The following is a 21,149-nucleotide window of genomic DNA, read 5'->3' as shown; positions in this document are numbered from 1 at the left end:
GGGGTTCCTCCTCAAGCGAAGCGTGAACTCATCATGAGTCGCGTCTCAGTATCTGGCCTGCCCGCACGCCGGTGAGCTCGCCATCCAACAGCGCCTGCTGCCCATTGACGAGAACATGGCGAATCCCGTTTGGATCGGAACGCGAGGTATATGTTCCGCAGTCGGCGATCGTGGTCGGGTCGAACACCACAACATCTGCTGCGAAGCCGGGGCGCAAGAGGCCTCGATCTCGGAGGCCGTATCGAGTGGCGGGCACAGAGGTCATCTTCTTGATCGCAGCACTTTGCGACAGCACCGCCCTGTCTCTGGTGTAGTAGCCGAGAACTCGAGGAAATGTGCCCTGAAGCCGGGGATGGGGCACTCCCTCCTGCTGGGGAATACCGTCGCTGCCGACCATCGCCACTGGATGGGAAAGCGCCTCCAGCATGTCGTCTTCGTGGATCTCGAAAATATTGCAGAGCGTTTCGCCTGCGTTCGGTGCCGTGACGAGCCGCCGGGTGAGATCGCGCAGCGAAATGCCCTCTTCGCGCGCGATGTCTGGGAGTCGCCGCCCCTCGAAGTGAGGGTAGTCATCACACCGGATGATCTGGACCAATCGAGCCCTGGCCACGTCTATGTCATCGGGGGGGAAGTAGGTCGCCAATGGCCCCGAACCGGCGATATAGGGGTATACGTCAAATCCGATGTCGATACCTTCGGCTCGGAACCTGTCGATCTCGTCCAGTGCGGCGCCCAAGCTGCCCCAATTGCGCTCACCGATGACTTTGAGATGAGAGATCTGGAGTGCCGCGCCGGTTTCTCGAGACACGGAGGCGACTTCGGCGATGGCATCGAGAAGGCCGTCAGATTCGTCGCGCACATGGGTGCTGTGCATGCCGCCATAGTCGGCCACGGTCGCAACGATCCGTGAGAGTGCCGCGGTCGATGTGTTGCGCCCTGGGCGGTAGATGAGGCCGGTGGATACACCGAGGGCGCCATCGTCCATCGCACGGCGGATGTTGTCACACACGCGCGAAAGCGCCTGGGCGCTCGGTTCGGTGCTGTCAATCCCCAGAAGCAGGCGTTGAACGGTGTTGTGGCCGACGAAGGCCGCGGCATTTGTGCCGATGCCGTGACCGGTCACCACCTCTTGGTACTCCCGGTAAGTCCGCCAACGGCCGTCGACCGACAAGAAGTCTGGCGAACGTTGCCCCGGCATATGAGGGAACGCGCTGAATCCGCAACTTCCGCAGATAACCGTCGTCACGCCTTGCCGGAGTTTCGACGGATTGTCAGGGTGGGAGTGGAGTTCCATGTCGTCGTGAGTGTGGGCGTCAACAAACCCGGGGGCTGCGACCATCCCCTCGGCATCGATCTCTGCTCGGGCCGCGCCCACCGTTCCCGTGGCCGCGATGTGACCGCCGTCGACTGCGATGTCTGCCACGACCGACTGCCGACCTGAGCCGTCCTCGATCAATGCGCCGCGAATGGCGAGGTCGTACACGCCACCTTTCCTTCAATGTGCAATAAGCGCACTCTTGATGTGGATATTGCACTCTGGTCTACCATTTGATCTTATGAGAGTCCAGAAAGACTTCGCTGACCCGAGGAGCACGATATGAACCACTCGACCAGCGAGGCGAACCACCCCAGGCCACCCCCAGACGTGGTTGCTCTGGGCGAGTCAATGCTGACTTTGCGGACCCACCCCAACCAGGCAGCCTTCGAATGGGAGGTAAGCGGCGCGGAGTCCAACGTGGCGCGCTATTGCGCGGCACTCGGCATCCAGACCTCGTGGGTCAGCCAGGTAGGCACTGACCTTGCCGGAGACTTGGTGCTCTCGGTGATCGAGGGCGCAGGCGTCGACGTGAGCAGGGTAGGTCGGCTTTCCGATCACCAGACCGGGCTCATGCTCAAAGAGGCCGCCGCCGACGCCCTGCGGGTCCGGTATTACCGGGCGAGTTCCGCAGCAGCCGCAATGGCCCCGCCGATCGGCGCCGAGGTGGGCCGTGGACCGAAAATCCTCCACCTGACCGGGATCACTTTGGGTCTGTCGTGTACCTGCAACGAACTCGTCCGATCTCTGATCGAGGACCGATCCCGATCGGCCCTCATTTCGTTTGACATCAACTGGCGCCCCTCGGTTTGGGCGCAAGGAGATCCTTCAAATGAACTGCGAGAAATCGCAGACCAATGCGACATTGTCTTTGTCGGGCTTGACGAAGCCAACGACCTCTGGGGGGCCAACACGGCCGACGATGTCCGCGCCCTGCTTCCCCACCCCGAAACCGTCGTCACCAAAGACGCCGACAACGGGGCCCATGCCGATCTCAGCGGCAGAACCTACTTCGTTCCCGCGCTCAACGGCCCCGTGGTCGAGCCGATCGGTGCAGGAGATGCATTCGCGGCGGGATTCCTCGTCGGAGTGCTCCGATACGACAACGTGGAAATCGCTCTGCGGCTTGGCCACATCACGGCCATGAGCGCGCTCTCCCAGCAGAACGATGTGGGCCCCATTGCTGATGACGCCACGATTCAACGCCTGCTCGACTTGTCATCCGAAGAATGGCTCTCTGCGAGCCTGGACCTGACGGCAACCCGCGATGTCGTACTTTGAGACCTATCTTCGCCGATGCCCGGTGGTAGCAATCCTTCGGGGACTCTCCCCCGGGGCCGCGGCGACCGCGGCCAGGACGCTGTGGGACATCGGGGTCGAACTCATCGAGGTGACCGTGCAAGACGACGATGGTTTCCGGACGCTCGAACTCGTCGCCGAGATTGCCGCTGAGAGCGACCGACCCTTGGGTGCGGGCAGCGTCACCTCTGTCGCAGACCTCCAGCAGGCCATGGATCTTGGCGCCACGTTCGCCATCTCCCCTGGCCTTGACCCTGAGATCGTGCATCAAGCGAATGAGCAGGGAATCCCCTATTTGCCCGGAGTGGCGACGCCCACCGAGATTCAGTTGGCGCAGGTCCATGGCATCTCGGAGCTGAAGCTCTTCCCTGCCCGGGAAGTCGGAGGAACATGCTTTCTCGCGGCCCTGTCGGGTCCATTCCCCGGTGTGTCCTTCGTCCCGACGGGCGGCGTTGCGGTCTCAGACATCGATGACTACCTTGACGCTGGCGCCCTCGGGGTTGGGATCGGCGCCGAGCTTGTCCGTTCCAACGGTGTCGATTCGCTGAGAGACTGGCTCACGGACAGACGGAAACTCCCACGATGACAGACCAGCTTCGATTCAGTTCCAAGGCAATCCCCACCGACCTGGTGGGGTCGACGACAGACGAGTTGATCGGTCGCAACATTTTCGATGGAACGTTTCTGTCTCCCCTCGTCATTCTGCGTGCCGCTGCGATTGAGCACAATCTCGCAACGATGCGTGACTTCTGCCTCGCCAACCGCGTCGAGCTGGCACCGCATGCCAAGACCACCATGGCGCCGAGCCTGATATCGCGTCAGATCGCGCACGGTGCATGGGCAATCACCGTCGCCAACGCCGTGCAGGCGCGAATCCTCTTCGACAATGGCCTGCGACGCTTGCTGATCGCCAACCAGCTCGTCAACGAGGCGGCCATCGAATGGGCCTTTGAAGCCGCCGCACAGGGCCTGGAACTCTATTGCTTCGTAGACTCCCACGACGGCCTCGCTCGACTTGATCGTGACCATGCTGGGCAAGTGTCCGTGCTGGTAGAAATCGGCGGCAGCGGTGGCCGAAGCGGTGTGCGCGACATCGAACTGGCGCTCTCCCTGGCGGAAGCAGCAGCGGCCATGGAGACAGTGCGGTTTGCCGGTGTCGCCGGCTATGAAGGCGTGTTCCTCTCCGCCCGCAACCACGCCGAACGGCGGGGAGTGCGAGAGTACCTGCGGTTTCTCGGCGATGCGTTCGAGCGGATCGCAAGTTGCGGCCTCTGCGAACCGGCTGCCGGCCCAATCCTCACTGCGGGCGGCAGCGCCTGCTTCGACGATGTTGCCGACATCCTTGGCCCGGTGGCGGATGCCCACAATGCCAAACTGGTGCTGCGCAGCGGTTGCTACATCACCCACGACAGCGGGTTCTACCAGGAGGTCTCCCCGCTCCGAGACCACGCAGACCTCGCGGCGTTCCGACCCGCGCTCGAGGCGATTGCGCAGGTCATCTCCCGCCCTGAGCCGACCCTTGCGTTGCTCGACCTCGGAAAGCGGGACGTGTCTTTTGACGAAGGGCCACCGGTGCCGCTGTGGCGCTATGAGCAGAGCCGCCGACACCCCGCGCCTGATGTCTGGCAGGTTTCCCGACTCATGGATCAGCACACATTCCTTACCGTCGACGCGGCCGATGGGATAGCGGTGGGCGATTTCGTGTCCTTTGGGATAAGCCATCCCTGCACGACGTTCGACAAGTGGAAGCACATCCCCGAAGTAGACAACGATGGGACCGTCGTCGCCGTGGTCTCGACCGAGTTCTGACCGGGAGCCTTGCGGGTAGGCCCCGAGTCCCTAAGATCGACCAGAGGAACGATGAGCCAGACCGTGCAACGAGCCATCCAAGTGCTGGGACTGATCGGCGAAAAGCCATCGTCGATCGAACAGGTCGCGTCGTTCATGGGGACCCACCGCAGCACAGCCTTGCGAACCCTTCAGGTACTCGAGGCTGAACAGATGGTGGTCAGAGACAGCCACAATGTGTTCCGCCTCGGTCGTCGCATCATCAGCCTCGCCAACGCCGCACTGGAGAACATCGACCTCCGCTCGGTGGCGGCGCCGTTCCTCACCCAACTCAGCCATGAGGTAGAGCACACGATCCACCTCGCCATGCTCGAAGGCGACACCGTCGTATACATCGACAAGCGGGAGGCGAAGCAGGCCGTTCGCATGTACTCCCGGATCGGCAATACGGCGCCACTGCACTGCACCGGCGTCGCCAAGGCCATCATCGCGTTCCTTCCGCTCGGAGACCAACAGCGCATCGTGTCGGGCATCGACTTCGTGGCCCACACCGACAACACGCTGGCCAATGCCGACGCCTATCTCACGGAACTTCGAGCCACCGTCGAGCGCGGCTACGCGGTTGACCACCTCGAACATGAGCCTTGGGTCAACTGCATCGCCGCGCCGATCTTCGAGGCGTCAGGGCAAGTTGCCGGGTCGGTTTCAATCACCGCCACAACCCTGTCCTGTGACTACGAGACCCTGCTCACCATGGTGCCACAGCTTTTTGAAGCGAGTTTCGGCATATCCCGGGAGTTCGGGTGGACCGGCAACGGCCCCGGCAGCGGCCAGGAATGAGGCGAGTCCAGCCCCGCCCGCTGCCCCGCCCTTGATCACACCGCGGGGCTCTTCTCGATCAAGTCCACCCAGCTCTCATGCGCCCGGGTTTCGCCGACCGATGGGCAGAATTGGATCGCGCTTCCCTGATGCGGCGACTGAAGGGCAATGAGCTGATCGGTGTCGTCGAGCGTCACAAACAACGTACGCAGATCAGGCCCTCCGAAACACAGGTTGGTCGGGTCGCGCCCCGGAACGGCAATCGGATCGAGTTGCGTGCCGTCGGGCGCGAGAACACGGATGCACGCCGCGCCGAAATGGGCCACGTACAGATTGCCGTGGATGTCCCGCGCCATGCCGTCGGGGCCCTGCGTCTTGACCCCAGCCTGATGCGGCAGCTCAGCGAAGACCTCCGCTTCTCCTAGCTGCCCTCCGGCGAGGCGCCGATGCCGCCACAGCCGGCCCGTGCGCGTCTCCGCATACACCACCTCCTCTGGCGTGGCCACGATCCCGTTCGGAAACGCGAGACCGGATGCGACCTCTTCGAGAACCGCCGTTCCGGCGCGAAGCACATAAACCCCGCCAATCGCGTTGTGGATGCTGGAACCCCACGGATCGGTGAACCAGAGGTTCCCCTCCCGGTCGAAGCTGAGATCATTGGGCCCGTTCGGCGTCGGCGCGTACACCGACAGCACCCCCTGATCCGTGGCCCGCAGAATCGCCCGGTGGCCTTCGTCGGTGATGTAGAGGGCGCCGTCGGGCCCGAAGGCAAGCGCAGCAGGGATGCCCTCCACCCCGTTAGCGGACGTGTTGAACAGGCGCCGCGTGTCGCCCGGTCGATCGGGGTGCGTGGCCACAATGTCGCCACCAACGACGGCCGGGTTGCTGTCGCGGGTGAAGCTGCACACATTGAGAATCCACCTTCCCGGCCCAAGAGTCGGCCCTTCTGGAGCGGACACGCCGTTGGCGATCAGCTCCCAGCCCGCGGTCATCGCTCTCGTCGGCACACCGAAGCGCCGCAGATCCGCGCCCCCGCCTCGTCAAAGACATGGATGGCTCCCGGGTCGGCGTCCACGCGCACGGTGTCGCCGGGCCGCACCTCCGCATCAGCCTCCGCCCGCACCATGACCGATAGACCTTCTCCGAGGTCGACCTCGAGGTAGCTGTCGCTGCCGAGGTAGTCGCGTCGCTTCGCCTCGCCGACGAAGCAGGCGGATGCTGAGCTGGTTGTTCGCAGCGCGCTCGGCCGGAGGCCGACCGTGACCGATGCTCCCGGCGCCAGAGGGACATCGGCATCGCCGGTGAGGGTCACATCGGCAAACTGAAGGGTGCCGTCGTCGCGTACCTCCAAATCGTGGAGTGGCATGCGCGGGCTCCCGATGAACTGAGCCACGAATGTGTTCGCCGGGGCCGCGTACAGATCGCGAGGTCGTCCGATCTGCTGGATCCGGCCGGCATTGAGAACCACGACCCGGTCGGCCATCGTCATGGCCTCAATCTGGTCGTGAGTCACGTACAAGGTGGCCTTCTTGATGCGGGCGTGGACCTCCAAGAGGCTTGCCCGCATGTCCGCACGCAGCAGCGCGTCGAGATTGGACAGCGGCTCGTCCATGAGGAACACCGCTGGCTGGCGGATTATTGCTCGGGCCAAGGCGACTCGCTGCCGCTGCCCGCCGCTCAACTGCGCCGGCTTGCGGTCGAGGTAGGGCGTCAGGTCGACGATGTCGGCTGCCTCGACGGTGCGCGCCTCGATCACATCTCGCTTGAGTCGGGGCCGCCTGCTCATGGTGAGCGGAAACGCGATGTTGTCCCGCACCGTCATGTGCGGATACAGCGCGTAGTTCTGGAAGACCATTGCCACATCGCGGTCTCGAGGCCTGATGTAGTTGACGAGTTCACCTGCGACGTGAATCTCGCCGTGGCTGACCTCTTCGAGTCCTGCGATCATTTTCAGGATGGTGCTTTTTCCGCACCCCGAGGGGCCGAGGAGGACAACGAATTCGCCTTCGCCAACCTGGAAGTCGAATGGTTGCAGCACCTCGACGTCGCCGTAGGACTTGGCGACCTGGATCAGGCTCACGGCGACATCGGCCCGAGGTGACATGGCAGACATTTCCCCTATTCCTTGAGTGCGCCGGAGAGGTCGTTGAACACGAACGCCCTTTGCACGAGCAAGAACACGACCGTGATAGGGATGGCGGCGGCCAGCATGCCCGCCGAGAGCAGACCCCAGTCCTGCAAGAACGCGCTCTGAAGTCCAGAGATGCCCACGGCCAGCACTTGCCGGTCGGAGTCCTGGACAGCGATGAGGGGCCAGATGAACGAGGTGTACTGCAACATGAACGTGAACATGCCGAGCACCACCAAACCGGGCCGGACCAGAGGCAAGACGATCTTGCGATAGATCGTGAACTCTGAAGCGCCGTCGAGGCGTGCTGACGCCTCCAGATCGTCGGGGATCCCGACAATGAAGCTGCGGGCCATGAAGATCCCCAGCGGGTTCGCCAGCGGCGGCAGTATCAGCGCCCAGTAGGTGTTCAACAGCCCGAGGTAGCGCACCACGAAGAACATCGGAATGATCAACGCCGAGATGGGGATCGCAACCGACAGCAAGAGGAGGAGAGCGATGCCGCGCCGGCCGGCGAACTCCATCTTGGCCAATGCATAGCCCGCCATGGAATCGAACCACAGCTTCAAAGCGGTCACCGCGCCCGACACGAACAGGGTGTTGAAGGTCCACTGAGCAAACGGATGGTCGGCAAAAAGCGACCGGAAGTTGCCCCAAAAGACCGGTGACGGGATCCAGTCAGGCGGATAGCTGAACAGCGATGTCGATTCCTTGAACGAGGTGGACACGACGTACAAGAAGGGCACCAGGGCGATGGCCACGCCGACGAACAGGATCACGTACGACAGCGAGATCGCGGGCCGCGACCTTGGAAGGCCTGAGCGAGCCCTGCCCCTGGAAGTCTGAGCGCCGCGGGTCTTGTGCTCGGTTGTGCGCATCGCCGTCATTTGCGGTCTCGCAACAGGTAGGTCTGAAGTCCCGTCAGCAACAGCACAGTGATGACGAGCAGGAAGGACAGCGTCGCGCCGAAGCCGATGTCGCCGAACAGGAACAGACTCCGGTAGATGTACAGCGACACCGAGACCGTGCTATTGACCGGACCTCCATCGGTGAGCGCGAAAACAGAGTCGAAGAGTTGGAGGTTGACGATTGTGGCGAATATCACGGCGAAATAGAACGTCGGGCGCAGCAGGGGAAGCGTCAGGCGGATGAATCGCCGTATCGCGCCAGCCCCGTCAAGCTCGGCCGCGTGGTAGAGCTCGCCCGGCAGAGCCGTCAGGCCCGCGAGGAACATCATCGTCCAGAATCCGGTCCCGCGCCACACCTCGATCCCGGCGATCGTCGGAAGCGCGAGCGTCGTGTCGCCCAGAAAGTTGACCGGGTCGCCGCCGAGCCACCGAACGGCATAGTTGATGACCCCGAAGTCGGGATGCAGCACGAAGGTGAAGATGAACGCAGCCACGACCGCGGGCTGAAGCGTCGGGAGGTACAGGGCGACGCGGATCGGCGCACCGCCGCGGGGTATGGCATGCAGCGCCAGCGCGAGGATCATGGCGATGATGAACACGGCGGGAATCGCCATCGCGCTGTAGAGCACCGTGTTTCGGATACTCGTTCTGGCCAGCGGGTCAGAAAAGGTGTCGCGCCAGTTGTCGAGCCCGACGAACTCAGCAGGGCCAAGCACGCCCCCGGTCCTGAACGTGGACACGAGGAGCCATACGACCGGAATCAGGAGAAACACCACAAACGCCACAAGGTTCGGCCCCAAGAAGGCGTAAGCGGTGAGTGTGGTGCGTCGCCGGTAGCGCTTGGCGAGTCGGCGGTGTTCTTCCGGCGACAGCGTCATCTGCGCACCGGTGAGGCCTGCGTCGATGTGCGTCATTGCGTCCTGCCCCCTCGCCTTGAAGTTAGCCAATACCGGCGATTGCCCTTGAAAACAGCGAGTTCTGGTGCCCCGAATCCCATCTTCATGGGGCACCAGAACTCTTGAAGCGTTCGCCCACGGCCGCTACGGCGCTCTCCGAGGGGAGGGGAAATCCTCGGGGCCGCAGCGGTCCGTGGCGAACACGGCTTCCGCCTTTCCGCTATCCGGCGAGAACGCCGTCGATTGCCTCACACATCCCGGCGATGGCTTCCTCGCCGGTCCGGTTCCCGCGGAAGGCGTCTTCAACCACCGGCCAGGCGGCCTGGAGCGCTTCGAGGATCTGAGGGTGAGGCTGGAGCCCTTGGACTCGGGGCACCAACTCGGATTGCACCTTCTGCATCGCCGGATTGTCGGCGAAAAGATCGTCGATGATGTCAGTGCGGACAACTTGCAAACTCACCTGCTCCGCGAATCGTCCAACCTGCGGCGCAGATGCCCAATGCTTGATGAACTCCCAAGCCGCTTCTTTGTTGTCGCTCGCCTCCGCGATGCTCAAGATCCCGAAGTTGCCCATCACCGTATGGCCTTGCGGGCCGGGGGGTGCCGCGGCCACCGTCCACTCGAAGTCCGGCGGGTTCTCGTTCAGCGCTACGATGTTCGGCGTTTCGTGGTGGAGGATCGCGATGCGCCCTGCGGCGAACAGGTCGAACAGGCCCTGGTTGTCTACTGAACCGATTGCCGGCGTGACGCCCGCGGTGTGGATGTCGATCAGGAACTGCATAGCGTCGACGACGTCCTGGCCGACCAAGCCGCACTCAGTCCAATCGTCGGACAACACGTCACCGCCCGCATTGTGGATGTAGGGGTACCAATCCCACCAGGCAAAGTCAGCCGCGGAAGTGCGCGCCCCGAAGCCGAAGACCTCATCGGTTGTGAGCGCTTCGGCAGCAGCGAGCATCGACTCATAGGAGTCGTCCCAACTGTCGAGCAAACCCGCCTCTTCAAGAAGCGTCTCATTTATGAAGATGTTGTAGACCGCGCCGAGGGTGGGCACTCCCCACGTACCGCCTTGCTGTTCGGCGAGATCCCACGCGAACTGACTGATTTTGGCCCGCTCCTCGGCCCAGTCGGGATCGTTCACCAAGTCTGTCATGTCGTGCAAAACACCCTGTTCAGCGAACGCCGGATAGATGAGATCGACCAGATACTGCACGTCGGGCGGCGAGCCGCTCGCAAACAGCGTCGTCAGCTCAGCCACATGGACGGGCCAGTCATAGGTTGAGAACTCCACTTCGACGTCGGGCGCTACCTGGGCATTGAAGTCGGCGATGATCTGGTCGTTGAACTCCACCTCCATCGCCGAATGCGGTCCCTTGATAAAGCCGATCGTTCCAGACAGCTCTGGTTCCGGCTCAGCCGTCGGAGCGGGTGTCGAGCTGTCTTCTGCCATTCCATCAGAATCGCCAACCGGCTCAGACGAGCTGTCGCCAACCTCCGGTGCGGCCGGAACGGACGCGCCACCTGGATCGTCGTCGTTTCCACATGCGGCGGCGACGAGCGCGCACGCCAAAATAACCGCGATCACGCGCCAAAGGCGCCCTGAAGACGGTTGACGGTTGCTGTTACTGCTAGACATCAAAATCCCTCCGTTGTGCGTTATTTGCACAGTCAGTGCGAATACTACACAGTCACTCTATGGCCTAGTACTAGGGATGTCCAGAGCAAATGCAACAAGAAAGTCGGTCGCTTCGGCGCGCCGTAAACTGATTTCGAGTTACGCCTGACCGGGTTCGGGCAAGTCCGCCATGTCGGCCAGCGCCAGAGCTGCCGCTTGGACCAGGGGAAAGGCCAGACAGGCGCCGGTTCCCTCGCCTAACCGCAGGTTGAGGTCCAGCAGGGCATCCAGGCCCAGGTGGTCGAGGACGACGGACGCGGCCGGCTCGCTGGAGCGATGGCCGGCGATGGCACGGGCTGCGGTACCAGGGGCCAGAGCATCGGCGGCGCACAGGGCGGCCCCGGCGATCACCCCGTCCACGATGAAGGGAACCCGGTGCTCGGCGGCGGCGATGAACAGCCCGGCGAGGGCCGCAATCTCCAATCCCCCCACCGTGGCCAGCACCTCGAGGGGTTCAGTGCAGGCTTCGGCTCTCTCCATGGCAATGGCCACCAACCGACGCTTGTAGTCGAGCCCCCCGGCGGGAACTCCGGCGCCGACACCGGTGACTTCCTCGGCTGATCGGCCGGTGAATGCCCCGATTAGCGCGGCCGCCGCCGTGGTGTTGCCGATGCCCAAGTCGCCGCCGATGAGGCAGTCGGTGCCCGCTTCTATCTGCTCCGAGGCGATCCGCATGCCGATAGCGACGGCAGCCTCAGCTTGATTCGAAGTCATGGCCGCCCCCGAGGCGATGCTGGCGGTGCCGTCGGCCACCCGCTCGGTTCTCACACCGGGTAGGGGGCCGAATGTGGTCTTCACCCCGACATCAACGACCACCACATCTGCACCCACTGCCTCGGCAAACACCGAAATGGCGGCTCCGCCGTCGGCCACCGTGGCCACCATGGCCGCGGTGATCTCCGACGGCCACGCGCTGGCCCCGTCGGCCACCACACCGTGATCACCAGCGAACACAACCACGACCGGCCTGCATGGCGCGGGCGGCGGGCAAACCCCGGCAATCCCAGCCAAGTGGACGGCCACCTCTTGCAGGCGCCCCAGCGCCCCCGGAGGCATGGCCCGAGTGGCCCACCGGGCCCTCGCGTCTTCCATGGCCTGGACGTCCAGCAGGGGAACCGAAGGAAACGAGTGCGAGTCCACGTCAGCCACTGCCTTGGTCCAAGAGCCAGTCGACAAGCCCGGTAAGCACCAACAGTCCAACTGCGGCAATCTCTACCCGGTCGGCCAAGCGGACGGCGGCATCAATGTCATCGGGCTCTGGGCGGGAACCGCCGCCCAGAAACGGGCGCTCTTCAGCCACACCCTCGTAGCTGAGGGGTCCACCGAGTTTTCGATCCAGCGCGGCAGCCATGGCGGCCTCGGCAACACCGGCGTTGGGCGACGGGTGGGCAGGGGCGTCTCGGCGCACTGCATCGACAATCTGGCCCGCCCGTTCCTGATGCAGCACGGTAACCAGCGCCGCGAAGATTCGAGCCGGGATGTAGTTGGCGGCATCGTCAAGGCGGGCGGCGGCCCAGCCGAAGTTTGAGTACCGCTCATTGCGCCGACCGACCATGGCGTCCATGGTGTTGATCGCCCGATAGACCGCGGCACCGGGGGCACCGGCCACAGCCCCCCAGAACGCGGGAGCGATCACCGCGTCCACGCTGTTCTCCGCCACCGACTCAATGACCGCGGCGGCAATGCCGGAACCATCAAGTTCCGCGGGATCGCGCCCCACCAGGGTGGGCAGTTCGGCGCGGGCCGCGGGAAGATCACCACTGGCCACCGTCTTTCCAACGCGCATCGCTACCCGGCGCAGCTCCCGACCTGCGGTAGCAACCGCCACCGCTGTTGCGGTGGACTTCACCAGCCGGCCTCCGGCGACGCCGATGGCCACACCCACCGCGGCATAGGTCACTCCTGCCAAACGTCGGTCGGCCCAGAGTGCCTGCTCAACGCGTTTCATAGCCTTCCCAAACTCGGCTACCGGATGGGTGTCGGCGGGCGGCTCGCCCACCATTCGATCGATCACCAGGCCAGCGGCCGCACCCAGACAAGTCTGACTCAGCCGGCTCATGGATTGGCCACCAGGGTGAGTAGGGCGGCGGTTTCTGCCACCATGATCGCCGCGCCCAGCGCATCACCGGTGAATCCGCCCAGCCGACGCCACGCCAATGCCACCACACCACCGGATGCCACCACCATGACTCCGGCCGCTACCGCACCCGACACCCCTTCGATCAGCACCAGCGCGGCCACTGCGGGTGCCAACCACAACGCCAGCCACAACCGTGCCCCATCGAGAAACGGAGCAGCTAGCCCACCGGGCCGGGCGTAGGGGACGATGGCCGGGATCATGGCGACCACGGCACGGCTGCCAGCCCAGATCGGAATCAACGCTAACGACTCGATGCCGTCAATCGATAACGCCGCCCACCGGGCCGCCACCACAACCACAACCGCGGCAATGGCGAACGCTCCCACATCGGGTCGGGCCATCACCGCCAGCCGCCGATCCCTTTCCATGTGGGGCAGGAGGCCGTCGGCGCTGTCAGCCAGACCGTCGAGGTGCAGTCCGCCGGTGAGCACCAAGTCGGCGGCCACTACCAGGATCCCGACTACCAGCAGAGGCCACAGCTCACCCGCTCCCCAGTGGACGGCCGCCAGCACCCCACCAAGCCCGGCACCGACCAGCGGGAACCACCACAAGGCTCGGACTTGGGGGACCTGGCCGCGGCCAGCCACGGTCAAGAACGCCACCGCGCCCATCACCGCGGGCCGCTTCATTGCCCTCAAGCCGCCCCGTCGGAAGCGGGCAACTCAAGAATCCGCCCGGCCACCACCAGCAAGACTCGATCAGCCACAGCAGCAACCTGCTGGTTCAGCATCCCCAGCTCATCGGTAAAGCGACGGCCCAACTCGGTGGGAGCGTGGACCGAAAGCCCAACCTCTTCGGAAACGATGATCACAGGACCAGTCCGCCGGGCCAACGCGTCGAGGAGCCCGTCGGCCTCTACCGCCAGGTCGGGGTGACGGGCCACCCAAGTGCCCAGAGAGTCGACCAGAACCACGCCGTCGATATCCCCCAGAAAGCGGGGAAGATCTTCGGGTTCTTCGCATTCCACGGTGCTCCAATGTGTTGGGCGACGAGCCTGATGCGCGGCGACCCGGGCGGCGTGGTCCGCATCATCCGGGTTCACCGCAGCAGTGGCCACATAGGTGACGGCAGACCCCAAGGATTCGGCAATCGACTCCGCCACGCCCGACTTGCCCGAGCGGGTCCCGCCTAGCACCAACACGATCATGAAGAGCCGCCCGCAATCGACCCAGGCCCGCAGTCACCAGCCGTTATGCTCAATAATCGAGGCCCTTTTTGGCTCGGATCTGGCGATCAAAGGCGTGCTTGACCTTCACCATCTCGGTCACGGTGTCGGCCACCTCAACCACCTCGTCAGCCATATCTCGACCAGTCAGGATCACACTCACCGACTCGGGCCGAGACACAAGCGCCGAAGCCACGTCGGCGGCGTCAATCCAATCCCAAGTCATGGCGTAGCTGATCTCGTCCAAAACCACCAGCCGGTACTCGCCCCCTGCTATGAGCTGAGCGGAAAACTCCCAGGCGGCCACTGCCTTGGCCTTGGTCTCGTCGAGATCGTCGGATTCCCAGGTGAACCCATCGCCGGCCGAGAACCACTGCACGCCGAGCTCACGGCACACTTTCTCCTCACCGGTGTTCCAATTGCCGCTCTTGAGGAACTGCACCACCGCGGTGGGCCATCCTCGGGCGACGGCTCGAAGCACGGTGCCGAAAGCCGCGGTTGACTTGCCCTTGCCGTGACCGGTGTTGACCATCACCAGCGAGGGTGCCGACCTCAGTTCCGAAGTGTCGTAGGGGCGCTCTTCTCGAGGGGCGGATTCAGTGCTCATGATGTCTCCTCTAGAGGTTGAGCGCGACGTCGAGATGCGGGCAACACCACCAGCTCGCCGTTGATTGTTTGAACAGTAAGCGGTGTGCTGTACACCGCCGATAGCAGATCAGGCCTCAACACGTCGGCTGGGCTGCCTTGGGCCACAATCCGACCGTGATCGATGAGAATGAGGCGGTCGGCGAACCGGGCCGCCGCACTCAAGTCATGCATGGCGGCCAGCACGCTGAGTCCCTCGGTGCGGCGCAGATCGTCTACCAACTCAAGCACCGACACTTGATGGCCCAGATCGAGGGCGCTAGTGGGCTCGTCCAGCAGCAGTACCGGGCACTGCTGGGCCAATGCCCTGGCCACCACCACCTGCTGAGCCTCGCCGCCCGAGAGGGTGGACACAAAGCGTTCGGCAAAGGCCGAAAGCTCCAGCCTGTGCAGCACTGACGACACAATCTGCCGATCCCGCCGCGATTCACGGGCCAACCAGCCCAGGTGCGCGGTCCGCCCCAACAACACGTACTCGGCCACAGTCATTCCCTTGGGCATCACGGGGAACTGCGGCACCAAGGCCACATCTGCTGCCCCCGGTGCATGACCGCCGCCCAGATCGATTGTCCCGGAGTAGTCGGCCAGCCCCACAATCGATCGCAACAGGGTGGATTTGCCCGCCCCGTTGGGGCCGATGATTCCCAGCCATTCCCCCGGGTCCAACTCCAGATCGACGCCGCACACCACCTCGTGGTCGCGGAAGGAAACTCGGACATCCCGACACGACAGCGCGGGCAACGCCAGGGTTGACGATGGGGTCGAGGCCGCCAGAGCAGAACTCATGTTGTGCTCCACCGGTCGCGCCACAGCACCAAGGCGAAGAACGGCGCACCCACGAATGCGGTGATAACCCCAACCGGCAACTCCGATGGAGCAAGCAGAGTTCGGGCGCCGATGTCCACAAAGGCCAGGAACGCCGCCCCCACCAGCGCAGACAGCGGCACGATCACCCGGTAGCTGTGGCTGATGAGCAGGCGGACGATGTGAGGCACCACGAGGCCGACAAAGGCGATCAACCCGCTCACCGAAACGGCAGCCGCGGTCAAGAGAGAGGCGGCCCCGATTACCACGAGGCGGGAGCGAGCCGGATTCAGTCCCAACGAGCGTGCTTCGTCGTCGCCCACCCGCAATACATCGAGATGCCTGCGGTGGACGAAGAGCACTGCGCCGCACACTGCCGCGTAGGGCAAAAGCAGCCCAACCTGTTTCCAGCCGGTGGTGTTGAGCTGTCCGAACAGCCATGACAACACCTCTCGGGCTCGGGTTTCGTTCAATTGCTGTATAGCGTAGGTCTGCGCGGCGGAAAACAGAGCGGCCATGGCCACTCCGCCAAGCAGCAGCGTGGCCGGCGACGCACCCCCGCCCCGGGCGATGGCCATCGACGCCACTACGGCCACAAGCGCCCCCATGAACGCTGCTGCCGGCACGGTGTCGAACGGCCCCCAGCTCAAGTCGAGGCCGAATCCCAAGGCCAGCACCGCGCCGAAGCCGGCCCCCGCGGATACGCCCAGAAGGTAGGGGTCGGCCAGCGGGTTGCGAAAAACTCCCTGATAGGAAGCACCAGCCATGCCGAGGGAACCCCCTACCAGCATGCCGAGCGCCAGTCGGGGAAGCCGGATCTCGAACAGGATGTTCTCCTGGGTTGCCGACAGCGATGACTCGATGCCAATGAACGGGACCCAGTCGAACAAGGCGCCGAACACCCCGCCAACCGGCAGACCGGCGGCACCGCTGGAGGCGCTGAGCAAGCCCACCGCAACCAGCACCGCAATCCCGATGACGATGGCCCCGGCCGACATTCCGAATGCCCGTCGCACCGACATATGGGTGGCGTCGGGTTCCGATATTGCGGTCGTCGGGAGGGAGGCTTCAGCCATCGAAGTGCCTTGGAAACCTACGAAACCGGTGCAGCCACCGTTTGCAGGGCTTCAGCTACCGCGGCGATGAACTGGGGCAGTCGAGGCCCCCACCGGGATGCGATGTCGGCGTTCACCACCACGATGTTGCCGTTGCGCACTGCCGACACCTCGCCCCAACCGGGCCGGGCAGCCACGTCTTCGGCGGTGTAGGACACCTGATCGGTGATCACGATCAGTTCGGGGTCGGCTTCGACGATGTACTCCTCGGTGAGCTGGGGGAACCCGTAGCCGTCGACATCGGCTTCGTCGGCGATGTTGATGGCGCCCATGGCGGCGTAGACCGCCCCTATGAAGCTGTTGGAGCTGGCCGAGTAATGGGTCTCGCCCAACTCGTGGTACACCCGCACTTCCACATCAGGGGCCGCAGCCAGGGCGGCATCGATCTCCGCTCTCAGATCGGCCACCAGCGCAGCCGCCTCGTCCACTCGGCCAACGGCAATTCCCAATTCGGCGATTGAGGCATAGCCGCCCTCAAAATCCCCCGGTGCCGAATTCACATGCACTTCTACGCCGACAGCGTCCATGGCGGCCATAAGGTCGTTGGCGTCGTTGGAGATCACCACCATGTCAGGCTCATACGACAGCACGGCCTCCACGTTGGGGTCCCACCCCGACAAGTCGGTCACCGGAGTTTCCGGTGGGTAGTAGGAGTATTCGTCCACCGCTACCACCTGTTCTCCTGCGCCGATGGCAAACAAGATCTCAGTGGCAGTGGGCGAGAGCGACACGATCCGCTGGGGCCTGTCGGGGGCGGCTTCTGTCGGCTCCGGAGCAAGAGCAGGCGCTTCGGTTGGCGAGGGGGCAGTTTCAGTCGGTGCTGGCTCTGGCTCCGTCGGCATCTCGGTCGGAGCCGACTCAGGCTCAGGCGCCTCCGTGGACGCAGGTGCCGGTTGCGTTGGGGCCTCGGTTGGCGCTGGCTCAGGCGCCTCGGCCGCCTGGGGCGCGGGGGCATCGTCATCGTTGCCGCAAGCAGTCACCAGCAGGGCGAGGGCGAGCAGCATCGCAGTCAGAAGACGGAACTTACGTCGGGGCATCTAGCACCTCCTGTAGATCGAGGAACGGAAGCTCGATCGGCAGGAGCCCTGCCCTCGAGCCAACCCAACCCTCGGGGCTTTATGGCTCGTTTCGGCGCAAAGCTCGACCGGACTCGCTGGCTCAGGGCCAGTTCACCGTTGCGGGACAGTGCCGGAATCTAACCGGACTTCGCCTCCACGCCGCTCCGCAGCATAGCTGACTCCAACCGAGCCAGCCCATCAGAATCAGGCACACCAACCCGCGTGTATCCCAGCATGCCGAAGCTAGAGCAATCCCGCACCACCACCCCGTAGGGGGCCAAGCGCTCCCGCAATCCGGGGGCATGAACCAAGACCCAGGGTGCATCGGCCGCCTCCACCGTGAAGCCGAGGCGTCGAAACATCTCGGCCAAGTCCCTGCGGGCGGCGGCGATGGCCTCCGACCAAGCTGGCAAGTCGGCCAATTCCAGCAGCTCCGGCAGCACGGAAACCCCCAACGAGTTCACCGACCACTGCGGCTGATGACGGGCGAACCGCTCCACGTCGTCGGAGATGATGTAGCCGAGTCGTAGCCCGGGAGAGGCGAACACCTTGGTCAGCGACCCCACGACTACGCCGGACCGACCGGCCGTCCACCGTCCGGTGGCCAGCGGGTAGAACGCCTCATCCCACACATCAGCCGACTCTTCAGCCCCAGCCAAGTGACCACTGGGATTGTGCGGGTCGCTGCGCCAGATCGGCCCAGCGAGATTGCGGGGGTGCAGCCCGAACTCAGGCTCAGAGCGCACCCGCCCCCCTATCTCCCGAGCCGCCAGGGAGATCGCCTCGCTTCCCCCATTGGTAAGAATCAGTCGCTCGGCTTCTACTCCGATGGCGTCGGCCAATTCCCGGGCCACATCGGCTGTCTCGGGATACCGGCGTACCGAATCCAGATGGCCAGCCAACATCGAAACCACATCGGGGGCGAACGGGTTGGGGCTCTGCGACAGATCCAGAATGGTTCGGGGGTCGATGCCCAAAGCTCGGGCAATGCGGGGGCCGTCTCCGCCGTGACGACCGGCGGGAGGGATATCGGCCAACTAGATCAAGCCCAGATCGGCCACTGTGTCGCGCTCTTCGACCAGTTCGGCCACGGTGGCGTCGAGGCGGGCCCGGGAGAATTCGTTCAGGTCCACACCGTCCACAATCGACCACTGGCCGTCAGCGGTGGTGCAGGGGAACGACGAGATGAGGCCCTCGGGCACGCCGTAGGAACCGTCAGATGGCACGGCCATGCTCACCCAATCGCCCGGTGCAGTGCCGTGGACCCAGTCGTGGACGTGGTCGATGGCGGCGTTGGCGGCTGAGGCTGCGCTGGACAGGCCCCGGGCCTCGATGATGGCCGCTCCGCGTTGCTGTACGGCGGGAATGAACTCATCGGCGATCCACGCCTGATCGCCCACCGCGTCGGCGGCCGACTGACCGCCAACTTGGCAGTTGAACAGATCGGGGTACTGGGTGGCCGAGTGGTTGCCCCAGATGGTCATGCGGCTCACCTCGCCCACGGCCACCCCGAGCTTGGCCGAGAGCTGGGCCACCGCCCGGTTGTGGTCGAGCCGGGTCATGGCGGTGAACCGCTCGGCACCGATCCCCTGGGCGTTGTTCATGGCGATGAGGCAGTTGGTATTGGCCGGATTGCCTACCACCAGCACTCGCACATCGGATGCCGCACCGGCGGCCAGCGCCTTGCCCTGGGTGGTGAAGATGGCGCCGTTGGCCTCCAGCAGGTCGCGGCGCTCCATGCCCTTGCTCCGGGGCCGAGAGCCCACCAGCAGGGCATAGTCCACACCGTCGAACGCCTCATTGGGATCGTCGGTACACACCTTTCCGGCCAATAGTGGGAAAGCGCAGTCGTCCAATTCCATGGCCACGCCGGCCAGGGCGTCCATGGCCGGGGGGATTTCCAGCATCTGGATCACCACGGGCACGTCGGGGCCGAGCATCTGCCCGCTGGCGATGCGGAACAACAGGCTGTAGCCGATCTGGCCCGCCGGCCCGGTTACCGCCACTCGTTTGGGATCGCTCACCGACAGGTCTCCTTTGGTCTGAGTGCGGAACTGAGGAGTGTGGTTGTGTTCAGGCGGCTAGAGCCGGTCGACGATGGCCGACGCGAACTCCGAGCACTTCACCTCGGTGGCCCCGTCCATGAGGCGGGCGAAGTCGTAGGTCACGATCTTCTCGCCGATGGTGGCCTCCACGGCGTTGATGATGTCTTCAGCCGCATCGTCCCAGCCCAGGTGCTCGAACATCAGCACGCCCGACAACAGCACCGACGACGGGTTCACCTTGTCCTGTCCGGCGTATTTGGGGGCGGTGCCGTGGGTGGCCTCGAACACGCCGTGGCCGGTCACGTAGTTGATGTTGGCCCCCGGAGCGATGCCGATGCCCCCTACCTGGGCAGCTAGGGCGTCGGACAGGTAGTCGCCGTTGAGGTTCATGGTGGCGATCACGTCGAACTCAGCCGGGCGGGTGAGCACCTGCTGGAGGGCGATGTCGGCGATGGCGTCCTGCACCAGGATCTTGTCGCCAGCGTCGCCGCCGCAGTCGTCCCAGCCCACGGCCACGTCGGAGAACTCCTCGCGCACCAACTCGTATCCCCAGCCGCGGAAGGCCCCTTCGGTGAACTTCATGATGTTGCCCTTGTGGACCCAGTGGATCCGCTTGCGGTTCCGCCGGACGGCATAGTTCAGCGCGGCCCGCTGGAGGCGCTGCGACCCGGTCTTGGACACCGGCTTGACACCGATGCCGGCGTCTTCGGCGATGTCCCAGCCCAAGGCGTCGTGGAGCAGGTCGCGGAGCTTGGCCGCCTCGGGAGTAAAGGCCTCCACTTCGAGCCCGGCGTAGATGTCCTCGGTGTTCTCCCGGAAGATAACCATGTCCACCAACTGGGGGTTCTTCACCGGAGACGGCACATTGGTGAACCAGCGCACCGGGCGCAGGCACACGTACAGATCCATGATCTGGCGGATCGACACATTGAGGCTGCGGAAGCCGCCCCCCACCGGGGTGGTCAGAGGGCCCTTGATGCCGATGAGATACTCGGTGAACTTCTCAATGGTGTCCTGGGGAAGCCAGTCGCCGGTCTCGTTGAACGCCTTCTCGCCGGCCAGCACCTCTATCCAGTCGATCTTGCGCCCGTGCTTGCCCGCTGCGGCATCCAAAACGTGCTTGGCCGCCGGCCAGATGTCCACCCCGGTTCCGTCGCCCTCGATGAACGGGATAGTGGGATTGTCAGAGACATTGAGCTTGCCATCAGCTCCGATTGTGATCTTGTCGCCCATATAAGGCGAGCATACCGACGAGCCTTCGCACCCAACGAAGCCAAGAAACAAGTACCAGCAAGGGCTGGTGGGCAGCGGCAAACAATGCCGACTCACCAGGAACCGAGCCATACGCT

At 64.3% G+C, this 21,149-nt stretch carries 21 protein-coding genes and 1 riboswitch; of the genes, 4 read left to right on the top strand and 17 right to left on the bottom strand.

All coding sequences use genetic code 11. From position 1 onward, the window contains the following. Positions 1 to 31 precede the first annotated feature (31 nt). Positions 32 to 1,483, bottom strand: coding sequence for a D-aminoacylase (locus OXG30_15595; GenBank protein ID MCY4136312.1), 1,452 nt, complete (start codon positions 1,481 to 1,483; stop codon positions 32 to 34). A gap of 114 nt (positions 1,484 to 1,597) precedes the next feature. Between OXG30_15595 and OXG30_15590 the strand changes: the two genes are divergently transcribed. Genes OXG30_15590 through OXG30_15575 form a run of 4 tightly spaced genes read left to right on the top strand, consistent with a single transcriptional unit; the run spans position 1,598 to position 5,242 of the window. Further along, entirely contained in the window at positions 1,598 to 2,596 is a 999-nt protein-coding gene (locus OXG30_15590; GenBank protein ID MCY4136311.1) for a sugar kinase, read from the top strand. Beyond that, positions 2,583 to 3,200, top strand: coding sequence for a bifunctional 4-hydroxy-2-oxoglutarate aldolase/2-dehydro-3-deoxy-phosphogluconate aldolase (locus OXG30_15585; protein ID MCY4136310.1), 618 nt, complete (start codon positions 2,583 to 2,585; stop codon positions 3,198 to 3,200). The genes OXG30_15590 and OXG30_15585 overlap by 14 nt, the downstream gene beginning before the upstream one ends. Further along, positions 3,197 to 4,423: an alanine racemase gene (locus tag OXG30_15580; protein MCY4136309.1), complete on the top strand. Its 1,227-nt coding sequence runs from the start codon at positions 3,197 to 3,199 to the stop codon at positions 4,421 to 4,423. Before OXG30_15585 ends, OXG30_15580 begins: the two co-directional genes overlap by 4 nt. 51 nt (positions 4,424 to 4,474) lie before the next feature. Beyond that, positions 4,475 to 5,242 carry an IclR family transcriptional regulator gene (locus OXG30_15575; GenBank protein ID MCY4136308.1) on the top strand — a complete coding sequence of 256 codons (768 nt, stop codon included), beginning with the start codon at positions 4,475 to 4,477 and terminating at the stop codon, positions 5,240 to 5,242. 35 nt (positions 5,243 to 5,277) lie between these two features. Here OXG30_15575 and OXG30_15570 read toward each other — a convergent pair whose 3' ends face one another. The 16 genes from OXG30_15570 to icd form a co-directional block, all read right to left on the bottom strand. Continuing rightward, positions 5,278 to 6,213 (bottom strand): SMP-30/gluconolactonase/LRE family protein, encoded by a 936-nt coding sequence (locus tag OXG30_15570; GenBank protein ID MCY4136307.1) that lies wholly within the window; start codon positions 6,211 to 6,213, stop codon positions 5,278 to 5,280. After that, on the bottom strand, positions 6,210 to 7,325 hold the full coding sequence (locus tag OXG30_15565; protein ID MCY4136306.1) for an ATP-binding cassette domain-containing protein: 1,116 nt from the start codon (positions 7,323 to 7,325) through the stop codon (positions 6,210 to 6,212). The genes OXG30_15570 and OXG30_15565 overlap by 4 nt, the downstream gene beginning before the upstream one ends. 14 nt (positions 7,326 to 7,339) lie before the next feature. Further along, a complete protein-coding gene (locus OXG30_15560; GenBank protein ID MCY4136305.1) occupies positions 7,340 to 8,128 on the bottom strand; it encodes a carbohydrate ABC transporter permease in 789 nt (262 codons plus the stop codon). 104 nt (positions 8,129 to 8,232) lie between these two features. After that, the gene (locus tag OXG30_15555; GenBank protein ID MCY4136304.1) at positions 8,233 to 9,171 is read right to left on the bottom strand and encodes a sugar ABC transporter permease; all 939 of its coding nucleotides are present in this window, start codon (positions 9,169 to 9,171) and stop codon (positions 8,233 to 8,235) included. 202 nt (positions 9,172 to 9,373) lie between these two features. Further along, a complete protein-coding gene (locus tag OXG30_15550) occupies positions 9,374 to 10,819 on the bottom strand; it encodes a sugar ABC transporter substrate-binding protein (protein ID MCY4136303.1) in 1,446 nt (481 codons plus the stop codon). 108 nt (positions 10,820 to 10,927) lie between these two features. Beyond that, the gene (gene cobT, locus OXG30_15545; protein MCY4136302.1) at positions 10,928 to 11,977 is read right to left on the bottom strand and encodes a nicotinate-nucleotide--dimethylbenzimidazole phosphoribosyltransferase; all 1,050 of its coding nucleotides are present in this window, start codon (positions 11,975 to 11,977) and stop codon (positions 10,928 to 10,930) included. Continuing rightward, positions 11,970 to 12,887, bottom strand: coding sequence for an adenosylcobinamide-phosphate synthase CbiB (cbiB, locus tag OXG30_15540; protein ID MCY4136301.1), 918 nt, complete (start codon positions 12,885 to 12,887; stop codon positions 11,970 to 11,972). Before cbiB ends, cobT begins: the two co-directional genes overlap by 8 nt. Further along, a complete protein-coding gene (locus OXG30_15535) occupies positions 12,884 to 13,597 on the bottom strand; it encodes an adenosylcobinamide-GDP ribazoletransferase (protein MCY4136300.1) in 714 nt (237 codons plus the stop codon). The genes cbiB and OXG30_15535 overlap by 4 nt, the downstream gene beginning before the upstream one ends. Before the next feature lie 5 nt (positions 13,598 to 13,602). Beyond that, entirely contained in the window at positions 13,603 to 14,115 is a 513-nt protein-coding gene (locus tag OXG30_15530) for a bifunctional adenosylcobinamide kinase/adenosylcobinamide-phosphate guanylyltransferase (GenBank protein ID MCY4136299.1), read from the bottom strand. A gap of 49 nt (positions 14,116 to 14,164) precedes the next feature. Then, positions 14,165 to 14,740, bottom strand: coding sequence for a cob(I)yrinic acid a,c-diamide adenosyltransferase (gene cobO / locus OXG30_15525; protein MCY4136298.1), 576 nt, complete (start codon positions 14,738 to 14,740; stop codon positions 14,165 to 14,167). Beyond that, positions 14,737 to 15,564, bottom strand: a complete 828-nt coding sequence (locus OXG30_15520) for an ABC transporter ATP-binding protein (protein ID MCY4136297.1) — start codon at positions 15,562 to 15,564, stop codon at positions 14,737 to 14,739. Before OXG30_15520 ends, cobO begins: the two co-directional genes overlap by 4 nt. After that, complete coding sequence (locus OXG30_15515) at positions 15,561 to 16,604, bottom strand: iron ABC transporter permease (GenBank protein MCY4136296.1); 1,044 nt, start codon at positions 16,602 to 16,604, stop codon at positions 15,561 to 15,563. The genes OXG30_15520 and OXG30_15515 overlap by 4 nt, the downstream gene beginning before the upstream one ends. Before the next feature lie 71 nt (positions 16,605 to 16,675). Further along, the gene (locus OXG30_15510; GenBank protein MCY4136295.1) at positions 16,676 to 17,734 is read right to left on the bottom strand and encodes a helical backbone metal receptor; all 1,059 of its coding nucleotides are present in this window, start codon (positions 17,732 to 17,734) and stop codon (positions 16,676 to 16,678) included. A 107-nt stretch (positions 17,735 to 17,841) separates the two neighbouring features. Next, positions 17,842 to 17,902, bottom strand: a riboswitch (cobalamin riboswitch). Further along, positions 17,893 to 18,792 (bottom strand): aminotransferase class I/II-fold pyridoxal phosphate-dependent enzyme, encoded by a 900-nt coding sequence (locus OXG30_15505; protein ID MCY4136294.1) that lies wholly within the window; start codon positions 18,790 to 18,792, stop codon positions 17,893 to 17,895. It overlaps the preceding riboswitch by 10 nt. Further along, positions 18,793 to 19,779, bottom strand: coding sequence for a malate dehydrogenase (locus OXG30_15500; GenBank protein MCY4136293.1), 987 nt, complete (start codon positions 19,777 to 19,779; stop codon positions 18,793 to 18,795). Positions 19,780 to 19,836: 57 nt separating this feature from the next. Beyond that, entirely contained in the window at positions 19,837 to 21,144 is a 1,308-nt protein-coding gene (gene icd / locus OXG30_15495) for an NADP-dependent isocitrate dehydrogenase (GenBank protein MCY4136292.1), read from the bottom strand. Between the last annotated feature and the right edge of the window lie 5 nt (positions 21,145 to 21,149).

The organism is bacterium (genome assembly GCA_026708015.1).
Lineage (GTDB): Bacteria > Actinomycetota > Acidimicrobiia > Acidimicrobiales > Bin134 > Poriferisocius.
The sequence above is the reverse complement of the archived record's forward strand: the minus strand, read 5'-3'. Positions and strand labels throughout refer to the sequence as shown.